At 64.2% G+C, this 12,061-nt stretch carries 17 protein-coding genes; 15 read left to right on the forward strand and 2 right to left on the reverse strand.

The annotated features are described in order from the left end of the window. Positions 1-60 precede the first annotated feature (60 nt). Entirely contained in the window at positions 61-1,161 is a 1,101-nt protein-coding gene (locus AC6I9R_RS18985) for a class II histone deacetylase (protein WP_461429017.1), read from the forward strand. Here AC6I9R_RS18985 and AC6I9R_RS18990 read toward each other — a convergent pair. After that, complete coding sequence (locus AC6I9R_RS18990) at positions 1,158-1,604, reverse strand: MarR family winged helix-turn-helix transcriptional regulator (RefSeq protein ID WP_461429018.1); 447 nt, start codon at positions 1,602-1,604, stop codon at positions 1,158-1,160. The genes AC6I9R_RS18985 and AC6I9R_RS18990 overlap by 4 nt on opposite strands. 99 nt (positions 1,605-1,703) lie before the next feature. Here AC6I9R_RS18990 and AC6I9R_RS18995 point away from each other — a divergent pair, with 99 nt between their 5' ends. The 8 genes from AC6I9R_RS18995 (at position 1,704) to AC6I9R_RS19030 (ending at position 6,607) form a co-directional block, all read left to right on the forward strand. Continuing rightward, entirely contained in the window at positions 1,704-2,285 is a 582-nt protein-coding gene (locus AC6I9R_RS18995; RefSeq protein ID WP_461429019.1) for an SRPBCC family protein, read from the forward strand. A 68-nt stretch (positions 2,286-2,353) separates the two neighbouring features. Further along, a complete protein-coding gene (locus AC6I9R_RS19000) occupies positions 2,354-3,049 on the forward strand; it encodes a CoA transferase subunit A (protein WP_461429020.1) in 696 nt (231 codons plus the stop codon). Then, a complete protein-coding gene (locus AC6I9R_RS19005) occupies positions 3,050-3,445 on the forward strand; it encodes a VOC family protein (protein ID WP_461429021.1) in 396 nt (131 codons plus the stop codon). It abuts the gene before it with no gap. Next, positions 3,442-4,536: a GSCFA domain-containing protein gene (locus tag AC6I9R_RS19010; protein WP_461429022.1), complete on the forward strand. Its 1,095-nt coding sequence runs from the start codon at positions 3,442-3,444 to the stop codon at positions 4,534-4,536. Before AC6I9R_RS19005 ends, AC6I9R_RS19010 begins: the two co-directional genes overlap by 4 nt. Continuing rightward, the gene (locus AC6I9R_RS19015; RefSeq protein ID WP_461429023.1) at positions 4,533-5,306 is read left to right on the forward strand and encodes a hypothetical protein; all 774 of its coding nucleotides are present in this window, start codon (positions 4,533-4,535) and stop codon (positions 5,304-5,306) included. Before AC6I9R_RS19010 ends, AC6I9R_RS19015 begins: the two co-directional genes overlap by 4 nt. A 12-nt stretch (positions 5,307-5,318) precedes the next feature. Continuing rightward, entirely contained in the window at positions 5,319-5,942 is a 624-nt protein-coding gene (locus AC6I9R_RS19020) for a 3-oxoacid CoA-transferase subunit B (protein ID WP_461429024.1), read from the forward strand. Then, positions 5,935-6,333, forward strand: coding sequence for an acyl-CoA thioesterase (locus tag AC6I9R_RS19025; protein ID WP_461429025.1), 399 nt, complete (start codon positions 5,935-5,937; stop codon positions 6,331-6,333). The genes AC6I9R_RS19020 and AC6I9R_RS19025 overlap by 8 nt, the downstream gene beginning before the upstream one ends. Beyond that, on the forward strand, positions 6,326-6,607 hold the full coding sequence (locus AC6I9R_RS19030) for a GNAT family N-acetyltransferase (protein ID WP_461429026.1): 282 nt from the start codon (positions 6,326-6,328) through the stop codon (positions 6,605-6,607). Before AC6I9R_RS19025 ends, AC6I9R_RS19030 begins: the two co-directional genes overlap by 8 nt. Here AC6I9R_RS19030 and AC6I9R_RS19035 read toward each other — a convergent pair. Beyond that, the gene (locus tag AC6I9R_RS19035) at positions 6,604-7,419 is read right to left on the reverse strand and encodes a lytic transglycosylase domain-containing protein (RefSeq protein ID WP_461429027.1); all 816 of its coding nucleotides are present in this window, start codon (positions 7,417-7,419) and stop codon (positions 6,604-6,606) included. The genes AC6I9R_RS19030 and AC6I9R_RS19035 overlap by 4 nt on opposite strands. Before the next feature lie 245 nt (positions 7,420-7,664). On the opposite strand from AC6I9R_RS19035, the gene AC6I9R_RS19040 reads away from it, so the two are divergent. The 6 genes from AC6I9R_RS19040 (at position 7,665) to AC6I9R_RS19065 (ending at position 12,057) form a co-directional block, all read left to right on the forward strand. Beyond that, positions 7,665-7,880 (forward strand): pilus assembly protein, encoded by a 216-nt coding sequence (locus AC6I9R_RS19040; RefSeq protein WP_497863004.1) that lies wholly within the window; start codon positions 7,665-7,667, stop codon positions 7,878-7,880. 261 nt (positions 7,881-8,141) lie between these two features. Beyond that, positions 8,142-8,357, forward strand: a complete 216-nt coding sequence (locus AC6I9R_RS19045; RefSeq protein WP_497863004.1) for a pilus assembly protein — start codon at positions 8,142-8,144, stop codon at positions 8,355-8,357. Between the two features lie 275 nt (positions 8,358-8,632). Then, positions 8,633-8,848, forward strand: coding sequence for a pilus assembly protein (locus AC6I9R_RS19050; RefSeq protein WP_497863004.1), 216 nt, complete (start codon positions 8,633-8,635; stop codon positions 8,846-8,848). A gap of 304 nt (positions 8,849-9,152) precedes the next feature. Continuing rightward, positions 9,153-9,371: a hypothetical protein gene (locus AC6I9R_RS19055; protein WP_461428560.1), complete on the forward strand. Its 219-nt coding sequence runs from the start codon at positions 9,153-9,155 to the stop codon at positions 9,369-9,371. A gap of 232 nt (positions 9,372-9,603) precedes the next feature. After that, on the forward strand, positions 9,604-10,428 hold the full coding sequence (gene cpaB, locus AC6I9R_RS19060; protein ID WP_461428559.1) for a Flp pilus assembly protein CpaB: 825 nt from the start codon (positions 9,604-9,606) through the stop codon (positions 10,426-10,428). 225 nt (positions 10,429-10,653) lie between these two features. Then, a complete protein-coding gene (locus AC6I9R_RS19065; RefSeq protein WP_461428558.1) occupies positions 10,654-12,057 on the forward strand; it encodes a type II and III secretion system protein family protein in 1,404 nt (467 codons plus the stop codon). The last annotated feature ends 4 nt before the right edge of the window (positions 12,058-12,061 follow it).

Here is a 12,061-nt window from a genome sequence, read left to right on the forward strand (position 1 = left end):
TGGCCCGAAGCTGTCACAAAGTTAACCTTGCTTCCTCCCCCAAACCAACGGAGCGCCCCCATGACCACAGGATTTTTCTGGGACGAACGCTGCTTCTGGCATTCGGGCGGAAACTACGCGGGCCTCTTGCAGGTGGGCGGGCTGATCCAACCCGGCGGTGGCCTGCCAGAGAACCCTGAAACCAAGCGCCGCCTTGTGAACCTGATGCGCGTCACCGGCCTTTGGGACGCGTTGGCAACCCGGCAGGCCGCCCCCGCCTCCGACGAGGACCTTCTGCGCATTCACCCGCCCGAATACCTCGCCAGCTTCAAGGCCAAGTCCGCCGAGGGCGGAGGAGAGTTGGGCCTGCGCACGCCGTTCGGCCCCGACGGATACGACATCGCCTGCGTCTCGGCGGGCCTGGCCAAGGCCGCACTTTTCGCGACCCTCAAAGGCGACGTGCAAAACGCCTATGCCCTGTCGCGCCCGCCGGGGCATCATTGCCTGCCGGATTTCCCCAACGGCTTCTGCCTGCTCGCCAACATCGCCATCGCGATTGAGGCCGCCCAGACCCACAAGCTGACCGACCGCGTCGCCGTCATCGATTGGGACGTGCACCACGGCAACGGGACGGAAGCCATCTTCTACGACCGTGACGACGTGCTGACGATTTCCCTGCACCAGGAACGCAACTACCCGCTGGACTCCGGCGACTTCACCGACCGTGGCTCGGACGGCGGCGCGGGCTTCAACCTCAACATCCCGCTTCCCCCCGGCACCGGCCACGCGGGCTATTTGGAGGCGTTCGAGCGCCTGGTGATCCCACAGCTCCACGCCTTCCAGCCCGACGCGATCATCGTCGCCTGCGGCTATGACGCCTCCCTCGTCGACCCGCTGTCGCGCATGCTGGCGGGCGGCGACACGTTCCGCGCGATGACGGATATGACGATGGAAGCCGCCGCCGACCTCTGCGACGGGCGCCTAACGGTCGTCCATGAAGGCGGCTATTCCGAAGTCCACGTGCCCTTCCTGGGCCACGGCGTCCTGGAATCCATGGCCCAAAGCGACATCCACGCCCCCGACCCGTTCCAATACAAGTTCGAGGGCCAGCAGCCGTCCGAGCGCTTCAACCGCTACGTCTCCACCCTGATCGCCGAGATGGAGGACGCCCTCGGCCTCTAGCTTTCCGCCGCCGCCTCTGCCACGCGCTCTGCGACGCGCGTCATCATCTCGACGAACTGCGCCTGCTCTGGCGCGCTGAGCGCCGACAGCATGACCTCCATGTTCCGCATGTCCTGGCGGCGGATGGCGGCGAACAGATCCTCGCCCTCTGCGGTGAGGTATAGCGCCAAGGCGCGCCCGTCCTCGGGATGCCTGCGCTTCTCGACCACACCGCGCCCCACCAGCCGCGTAATCAGGCTGGACGCCGTCGTTGCGGTCAACCCCAGGAACTCCGCCAAATCCGTCGCCCGCGCGCCCGGCGTCCCGGCGATAAATCCCAACGCCGCAAACACGTGGGGCGAATAGGGGATCTGCCCCTCGGCACTGGGAAACGCACGCTCATTCACGTGGAATTCGCGCAACAGCGTGCCGACGGCGATCAAAAGGGTCTCGGGGTGGGACATGGGTCTTTTTCGCTGACCCCCCTTGAAGGCACAAGCAGGCAACCCACTTACTACGACAATTGCATTACTTACTGCGATATTCGTACTAATGGAGATCCCATGCGCCTGATCCTGTTGACCGCCGTCCTCGCCCTCGCAGCCCTCGCCGCACCCGTCCTGATGCCCCGCGCAGACGGGCCGCCTGCCCTCCGCGACCCGGGGGGCTACCTCGTCACCACCCAAACCGCGACATTCAACGGCCCGCCCGAGGCCGTTCGCGCGGCGCTGCAAGACGCCGAAACCGGCGTCCTCGCCTTCGTGGAGCCCACGGACCGCATTCCGGCAATCTCCGGCCTCACCCCGATCGAGGGACACTTCCCCAACCAGGACGCCATCCGACGGGTCGAGCTTGCGACCGGCGACCATGTGACCGAGCGGGTGCTGATCAATGACGCCACCACTTTCGCCTATCAGATCTGGGGCTTCACCGCCGCCAACGCTCGCCCGCTGGACCACATCCGAGGGCAGTTCACCTACGTCCCTACAGGCGACGGCCAGACCCTGGTGTCCTGGGATTACGCCGTGGCACCCCGGGTGTTCTGGGCGCGGCCCTTCGTGCGCAGCTTCCTTGAAAACGACTTCGCCCCCTTCATGGCCGCAGGCCTTGCTGGGGCCGCCAATGCCTTCAACGCCGCCCGTTAGCCCGCGTTGACTTCACGACGCCTCTCGGCCAATTTGCGCTGCAACGCGGCACCAAGGGGATTTGCACGATGAAAAAGGTCTATGGCTCGGCAGCAGAGGCCCTCGACGGGGTACTTTTCGACGGCATGCTGATTGCGGCGGGCGGCTTTGGCCTCTGCGGCATTCCTGAGCTGCTGATCGACGGCATCGTCGAGGCCGGGACCAAGGATATCACCATCGCGTCCAACAACTGCGGCATTGACGGCTTCGGCCTCGGCAAACTGTTGGAAACCAAGCAGATCAAGAAGATGATGAGCTCTTACGTCGGCGAAAACGCCGAGTTCATGCGCCAGTATCTGTCGGGCGAGCTGGAGTTGGAGTTCAACCCCCAAGGCACCCTGGCCGAGCGTATGCGCGCCGGCGGCGCGGGCATCCCCGGCTTCTACACCAAGACCGGCGTCGGCACGGTGATCGCCGAGGGGAAAGAGGTGAAGAACTGGCACGGTCAGGACTACATCCTCGAAGAAGGCATCTTCGCCGACCTCGCCATCGTCAAGGCCTGGAAGGCCGACGCCACCGGCAACGCCGTCTTCCGCAAGACCGCGCGCAACTTCAACCCGCCTGCCGCCATGTGCGGCAAGATCTGCATCCTGGAGGTCGAGGAGATCGTGGAAACCGGCAGCCTCGATGGCGACGCCATCCACCTGCCCGGCATCTACGTGCACCGCATGATCCAGGGCGAGCACGAAAAGCGGATCGAGCAGCGGACTACGCGGGCCGCTTGAATGTATCCCACGCCGCAAGTCCCCGGCGTCTCTCCGGTGGTACCCGTCTCGGACATGGGCGCCACGCTGGCCTTCTTCACAGACGTCATGGGCTTCACCCATGAGGTCGGCAGCGTCGACTATGGGTACTGCCTGGTGCGGCGCGGCCCGGTGATGGTCGCCATGGTCAACGCCGCCGACGCGCAAGCGCTGCGCGCCACGGCTAACAACATCTCTGCCCAGTTCTGGATCGATGATCTGGAGGACTACTGGGCCGAAATCGCCCCGCGCGTCGCCACGCTGCCGGAAGGCCGGGCCCGCGCGCCGTTCACGCAAAGCTACGGCACCCGCGAGTTTCACATCAAAGACCCCGATGGCTTTCTGATGCTGTTCACCCAGTTACAGATTGCTCCATGACCCGCTCCCCCTACTCCGGCCTGCCCCAGCGCGCCTTCTGGCGCGGCGGGGTCGCGGGGGCCCCGGCCTTCCCGCCTGACATCTACCGCCCCAAGTTCCCCGTCACCAAAGACACGAAGGTCTTCACCGCAGGCTCCTGCTTTGCCCAACACGTGGGCGCGGCGATGAAAGCGGCGGGCATCAGCGTCATCGATGCTGAACCCGCCCGGCGCGGCCTGCCGCCGGAAACCGCCAAACGCTTCGGCTACGGCGTCTATTCCGCGCGGTTCGGCAACATCTACACGGTCAAACAATTCCGCCAGTTGGTCGAGGAAATGGGCGGTGCCGCGCCCGCCCTGCCCGTCTGGGAACGGGACGGCCGCTTCTGGGATGCCCAACGCCCCGGGGTCGAGCCCGAAGGCCTCGCCACCCCCGAAATCGTGCAGGAAATGCGCGCCGCCCACCTCGCAGCCCTCGCCCGCGCGCTGCAAGAGGCCGACGTGATCGTCTTCACCCTCGGCCTGACCGAAGCGTGGGAGCATAGGGCAACCGGCACCGTCTACCCGACCGCGCCCGGCACCATCGCAGGCGATTTCGACCCGGATGTCTTCCACTTCGCCAACTACGGCGTCGCCGACATCCTGGATGACTTCTCGGCCGTGGAAGAGGCGCTCGCCTCCATCAACCCGGATCTCAAGTGGCTTCTCACCGTCTCCCCCGTGCCGCTCGCGGCGACAGCCAGCCCCCAACACGTGCTGCCCGCCACCATGCGTTCCAAAGCCACCCTCCGCGTGGTCTGCGACATGCTGGCCGACAGCTCGGACCGGATTGATTACTTCCCCAGCTATGAGCTCGTGACCTCCCCCGCCCATCCCCAGGGCGCCTTCGCCGAGGATCTCCGCTCAGTCCGGCCCGAGATCGTCGCGCAAATCATGGACACCTTCCTCACGTCCCACGGCCTCAAAGACAGCTGCGAGGAGAGCGCGTTAGCGCTCGAGGAGGGGCTGGACTCCAACGCCAACAACGGAGCCAACCCCGCAGATGACGCCATCTGCGAAGACATCCTGCTCGACGCTTTCGCGCCCGACGCCCCCGGGAAAGACGCGCCATGAAAGTCGCCGTGATCGGAACCTCCAACATCGGCGCGGTCAAATATGCCGCCGACCGCATCGCCGCCGCGCATCCCAACCTCAGCCTCACCTGTTACGGCCTGCCCGGCGGTAAATTTGATGAAGCAAAGGTTAACGCCGATGGGATTTTCCAGCCTTCTCAAGAGGATAGCAAGTTGCTCAAGCTTGCGCACCGCATCAACGGCACCACCGGCATCGATTTGGGCGCCTTCGCCCACACCCTCGTCATCGGCGATACCCTCGGCATGCCGCACACGCTCTGGACCGCGCTGAACTACGATATCGCCGATTGGCCCGCCCGCACCGGGCGCGACCTCCTGTCCCTACCCGCTTTCCACGCCACCATGGCCGAGGCCATCTCCCTGCGCGCCGATCACCTCCGCAGCCAGTTCGCGGACCACAAGATCCACGTCGCCCTCGCCCCCTACCCGACCACCGCCGTCGTCCCCAAAGGCCCCCACCACCAGCAACCCTACGCGGGCATGGCCACCCATCCGCAGGCCGACACCATCCACACCCTCTACCGCGCCGCCCTGACCCAGGCGCTCATTGCCCGCAACATGACCTTCATCCCCCAACCCGCCGAGACCATCGCCGCGCCCTTCCTGACCAGGGAGCGTTACGGCCACGGCTCCCTCGATTTCCGCAACGAGGGCAAGCAGCTCAACGATCACCGCCACATGAACGCCGATTTCGGCGCTTCGCTTTTCGACGCCTTTGCGATAGCAATCGGCGCAACACCTCACGCTTAAGGAGACACGCTTATGTGGGACCGCAACCAGATGGCCGCCCGGGCCGCTCAGGAACTTCAGGACGGCTGGTATGTGAACCTCGGTATCGGCATCCCGACCCTCGTCTCCAACTACATCCCCGAGGGCATCGAAGTGACGCTCCAGTCCGAGAACGGGATGCTCGGCATGGGCCCCTTCCCGATTGAGGGCGAAGAAGACGCGGACCTGATCAACGCCGGCAAGCAGACGATCACCGAACTGCCCCACACCTCTTACTTCGACAGCAGCCAGTCCTTCGGCATGATCCGCGGCGGCAAGATCGCCATGGCGATCCTCGGCGCCATGGAAGTAGCCGAGAACGGAGACCTCGCCAACTGGATGATCCCAGGCAAGCTCGTCAAAGGCATGGGCGGCGCCATGGATCTGGTGGCAGGCGTTGGCCGGGTGGTCGTGGTCATGGATCACACCAACAAACACGGCGACAGCAAGGTCTTGAAGGAATGCACCCTGCCCCTGACCGGTAAGGGCGTCGTCGACCGCATCATCACCAACCTGGGCGTTCTGGATGTCGTCGAGGGTGGCCTGAAGATCGTCGAGACCGCCGAAGGCGTGACCGAAGATGATCTACGCGCCGCCACGCAAGCCACAATTGTCTGATCCCCGCATCCCCAAGGGCGAGCTGACCCTGCAAACCGTCCCCATGCCCGGCGACACCAACGCCGGTGGGGACGTCTTTGGCGGCTGGGTCGTCAGCCAGATGGACATCGCCGCGGGCACCACTGCAATCGACCGCGCCCAGGGCCGCTGCGCCACCGTCGCGATCGAGGCCCTGCGGTTTCACGCGCCGGTGCTCGTGGGGGACCTGTTCTCTGTCTTCTCTCACATCACCCGCACCGGGCGCACGTCGATCACCATGCATATCGAAGCCTGGGTGCGCCGCCAGCGCACCGGAGAGCAGATTCTGGTGACCGAAGGTGACTTCACCTTCGTGGCGATCTCTGATTCCGGCATAACCCGTCCCCTCCCTGAGCAGACCGCCCATGGCTGACATCACCCGCCACGTCACCGACACCAAAGGCCGCTATGTGCTGGTGCAAGACGGCATCGAGGCCGAACTGACGTATTCCATCGCCTCGCCCACCCTGATCATCGCCGATCACACGGGCGTCCCCGACAGCCTGCGGGGCACCGGGGCGGGCCTCGCCCTGGCAGAACGATTGGTCACAGACGCCCGCGCGGAAGGCGTGAAGATCATCGCGCTTTGCCCGTTCGTGAAGGCGCAGGCCAAGCGGAACCCCGACTGGTCGGACGTGATCTCTTAATTCATCATCTGGAAAACGCAGCCGTCCGACACCAGATCCGGCGGCGTGTTGCACAGCCCGCGTGCCATGACCCAGGCCGACAGCACCCTCGGCACATAGGTCCGTGTCTCGTCATAGTTCGGCACGCCGCCCGCGCGCGTCACCGCGCCCTCGCCCGCATTATAGGCGGCAAGCACCAGGATCGGGTCGCGGTCGAACTCCCCCATCAGCCAATCGAGGTAAGCGACACCGCCCGCGATATTCTGGGCCGGGTCCATCGCGTCCTCCACCCCGAACCGCTCGGCCGTTGCCGGGATCAACTGCATCAACCCTTGGGCGCCCGCGCCGCTGATGGCATCGGCCCGCCCCGCGCTTTCCGCCGCGATCACCGCCAGGGCAAACGCTGGAGAGACCTGGGTGCCAATCGTTGCGGCCAGGATCTCGCGCCCATGGGCCTCGGCAATCCGGCTGACGGTATCGAGGCGCGGCGCGCCCAACCCGCTGGCCTCGGGCGCGATGGCCAAATGCTCCTGCGCCGCCCAGAAGCGCGCGGGGTCGGCGGGCATCTGGCTGGGGATCTCAGCCCAGAACCAGGCCGACGCGCCATCTGACGCGGGCGTGGCCGAGGGTGCAACCGCCGCCAAGGGCGCATCGTCCGCGACAGCAGGCGCGCCTTGCCGCAGCATGTCTTCTTCCGTGATCTGAATGGTGATGCGCGGGCCCGTTTGTCCGGCCTCAGGCGCCCTCACAAAGCGAATTCCGCTTTCCTGCGCCACGACAGGACCGCTCAAAAAGACCGCAACCGCGGCCATACCCAACATCCGTCTGGTCATGGATCACCTGTAAAACTGCTCGCGGCGCTTTGTTTTACTGGTCTTTGCCAGTTCTTTTTGCGCCGATTGGGTAAATCATGCCTGTGCAGCCGCCACAAAACAACCCGCGACAATTCTTATTCATTTCACGCACCCGCCCCATTCGCGCCGCGTTTAACCGTCAAACATGTCTCATCCCAAGGGCAGCGGCCCATGAACGGGACCGCAACCTGGAACTGAATACTTATATCAAACTGGAGACTACCATGACCAACCTCATCAAAAACTTCGCATCCAACGAATCCGGCGCCGTGACTGTCGACTGGGTCGTTCTGACCGCCGCCCTCGTGGGCCTGGGCCTGGCCGTCATGGCCGTCGTGTCCGGCGGTGTTGAGAACCTGGCAGGCGACATCGACACGCAGCTCGTCGGCCAAGGCATCGACACCACGTTCGACACCGAAGGCGCCCTGCGCACCAACTAAGCTTTCCGGCCCCAGGGCCAGAATGAACGCAGCCGCGATGCCCCCAGCATCGCGGCTGTTTGCTGTTTCGGAAGGCCACGCTGGCCCATTGCCGGGTCACCGGTGCCGCCGCGAAAAGAGACGAATTAAATCAAACTCATTTCACGCACCCGCCCCATTCGCGCCGCGTTTAACCGTCAAACATGTCTCATCCCAAGGGCAGCGGCCCATGAACGGGACCGCAACCTGGAACTGAACACATAAATCAAACTGGAGACTACCATGACCAACCTCATCAAAAACTTCGCATCCAACGAATCCGGCGCCGTGACTGTCGACTGGGTCGTTCTGACCGCCGCCCTCGTGGGCCTGGGCCTGGCCGTGATGGCCGTCGTGTCCGGCGGTGTTGAGAACCTGGCAGGCGACATCGACACGCAGCTCGTCGGCCAAGGCATCGACACCACGTTCGACACCGAAGGCGCCCTGCGCACCAACTAAGCTTTCCGGCCCCAGGGCCAGAATGAACGCAGCCGCGATGCCCCCAGCATCGCGGCTGTTTGCTGTTTCGGAAGGCCACGCTGGCCCATTGCCGGGTCACCGGTGCCGCCGCGAAAAGAGACGAATTAAATCAAACTCATTTCACGCACCCGCCCCATTCGCGCCGCGTTTAACCGCCAAACCTGTCTCATCCCAAGGGCAGCGGCCCAATAACGGGCCAAACGCTCAAACGAGCAACCCTGGAACTGAACACATATATCAAACTGGAGACTACCATGACCAACCTCATCAAAAACTTCGCATCCAACGAATCCGGCGCCGTGACTGTCGACTGGGTCGTTCTGACCGCCGCCCTCGTGGGCCTGGGCCTGGCCGTCATGGCCGTCGTGTCCGGCGGTGTTGAGAACCTGGCAGGCGACATCGACACGCAGCTCGTCGGCCAAGGCATCGACACCACGTTCGACACCGAAGGCGCCCTGCGCACCAACTAAGCTTTCCGGCCCCAGGGCCAGAATGAACGCAGCCGCGATGCCCCCAGCATCGCGGCTGTTTGCTGTTGAGCCCCGGATCAATGCCCGCGTCTGCCGCCCAAGAATTGGCCTCAGACTCAGTAAAACTTGAATAAAGCCTGATGGAAACGGGCCGCGCGGGTCGTGGCCGTGCCACATTCTTGCCCCCACTTCCCGGTCAAACAATCCCTGCGCTCCATAGAGAGGCGCCGGTGCAGAACGCGCCTCGGTCCGATCACATGACGCGGATCGATTACCTTTACACCGACTAATGGGAGTTCCAAAAATGGCTCTGTCGCATATCAAACACTTCGCATCCAACGAATCCGGCGCCGTCACGGTCGACTGGGTTGTTCTCACCGCGGCCCTCGTGGGCCTGGGACTGGCCGTCATGGCCGTCGTGTCCGGCGGCGTCGAGAACCTGGCAGGCGACATCGACACGCAGTTGGTCGGCCAAGGCATCGACACCACGTTCGACACCGAAGGCGCCCTGCGCACCAACTAACAAGATGCGCCCGGCCCTTGGCCGGACGACAAGCGCCGTGCCACCGCCTCGGGGGTCCTTCGGGCCACCCGGGGTTGGAGCCCGGTGCACCACATAGCAAAATCACCCGCGCCACCGTCATACCGTGGCACGACCATGATTTCGCCAGAATTCCCCGCGACAAAGACGGGGTGTAGCCAGCTTTGTTGCCGAGATCCTCTCGGCACGGGCAGTAATTTACGAGGTGGGCAACATGCGTATCGTATTCATTCTAGTCCTGGCCGTCGGCGTGGGTTTGGCGGGTTTTGCCGTCTCCATCGCCAAGGACCGCTTTGATCAATATCAGACCGCGCTGGCCGAACAGCGCGATGCAATCCTTCCGACCGTCGAGATCGTCGTTGCCAGCGGACAGGTCCGCTATGGGCAACGCCTGACTCCGGGCGATGTGCAAGTGATCCGGTGGCCCGCGGAACATGTGCCCTTTGGCGCGTTCACCTCTCTGGAAGAGCTTTTTCCGGAAGGGGAGGAAGAACCGCGCACCGTTATTCGCATGATGGAACAGCACGAGCCGATCCTGCTGGCCAAAGTCACCGCCCCGGGCGAGGACGCTGGCGTGGCGTCGCGCCTGGAAGAAGGTATGCGCGCCATTGCCCTGCGCGTGGACGTCAGCTCTGGCGTGTCCGGCTTCTTGCGCCCGGGTGACCGGGTCGATGTTTACTGGACGGGTCAGGGTCGCAGCGGCGATACCGTCACGCGCCTGATCCGCGCCAACGTGCAGTTGATCGCGATCGACCAGATCGCGGACGAGCAGCGCAACAACCCGACCATCGCGCGCACCATTACCGTCACCGCGCGCCCCGAGGATGTGGCCGCGCTGACCCAGGCCCAGGGCTCCGGCTCTTTGACACTGGCCCTTGTGGGTGTCGGCGATATGACCGAGCAGGGCGAAGTGGAGGTCTCGACCTCGCAACTGCTGGGGGAGGTCGAAGAAGTCGCCAACGAAGGCCCCCGCGTTTGCACTGTTCGCAACCGCCGCGGTGCCGATGTGATCGTCACGCAGGTGCCTTGCGTGAACTGAGCGCGCAGTAACGCTCCACAGAAATATCCACAGAATTTCAAGGGCGCCCCGGGTCTTCCGCAGGCGCCCTTGCCTGTGGATAAAACCTCGCACCGTTGTGGATATGGCACATGAAGAACGCCTCACAACACCATGATTCTTGCACGAAAAGGCGAACTAGGGCATCTTGCGCCAAAGGGTGATCAAAAAATAACGCCCAACACCGTGGCATAGAGGCAGGTCACAATGAGCATGACTAACATTTTGCGCGCGTGCCTATTGGGTGCGGCAACACTTCTTATCCAACCGATTTCCGTGGCGCAGGCACAAGGTCTGCGCGTGGTCGAGGGCGAAAGCACCGGCACCTTGCGTGTGCCGATGAACCGCGCCGTGGTGGTCGAAGCCGAGATGCTCTTTGCAGAGCTGTCGGTCGCCAACCCCGCCATCGCGGATATCGCCACCTTGTCAGAACGCTCCATCTACGTGTTGGGCCGCGCGCCCGGTCGGACGACGATGACGCTTCTGGGTGCCGACGGCTCCCTTATCGCCAATGTCGAGATCCAGGTTGTCCCCGATGTGGCCGAGCTGCGCGAACGACTTCGCGAGATCATTCCCGGTGAAGGTGTCGAAGTTCGCACCGCCAACGACGGGATCGTCCTGTCGGGCACCGTCGGTTCTTCTATCGCTATCGACCGCGCCCTTGAGCTGGCCGAGCGCTACGCGCCGGGCCGCGTTTCCAACCTGATGATGGTGGGCGGCCAGCAACAAGTGATGTTGCAGGTCCGCTTTGCCGAGATGCAGCGCACGGTTCGGCAAGAGCTTTCCGCCTCCCTCGGGATCGGCGCCACAAGTGGCGATTTCGGCACCAGCGTGGGCGCGGGCAACCTGAGCGGCGGCCTTGCCCTGGGCAATGGCGTCAACGTGCCCGCAGGACTTGAAGGGCGCAACGGCGGCCTTGGCGTCAGCTTCGCCGCTGGGGGCTTGCAGCTTTCGGTCCTGCTGGAAGCGCTGGAATCCAACGGCATGGTCCGCACCCTCGCAGAACCCAACCTGACCGCCCTGTCCGGGGCCACGGCCTCTTTCCTGGCGGGCGGGCAGTTCCCCGTCCCCACCGAATCTGAAAGCGGCGGTACCACTGTCGAGTTCGTCGACTTCGGCGTGCAGCTGAACTTCACGCCCACGGTTGTGGGTGATGCGATCATCAACCTCGCCCTGGATGCAGAGATCTCGTCGATCGGTGAGATCATCGCCGCCACCGGCGCGCCGGCGATCAACACGCGCCAGGCCTCCACCGTGGTCGAGATGCGGGACGGCGACAGCTTCGCAATCGCCGGTCTGCTGCAGGACGACTTCACCAACTCGGTGGCCGAAGTGCCCTGGCTTGGCGATCTGCCGGTTCTGGGCGCGCTCTTCCGGTCCGCCTCCTACAGCCGGTCGCAGTCTGAACTGGTGATCATCATCACCGCCCATCTGGTCAGCCCGGTCAACGGCGAGGCTTTGGCCCTGCCCACAGACCGCGTCCGCATCCCAACCGAGAACGAATTGTTCTTCCGGGGTCAGGTCGAAGGCAGTGCGCCTGTGGCAGGCACGGGGGCCGGTGAAGTCGCGCAGCAGGACTTCTCGGGGTCCTATGGCTACGTGCTGGATTGAGAGA

This window comes from Gymnodinialimonas sp. (genome assembly GCF_059726805.1).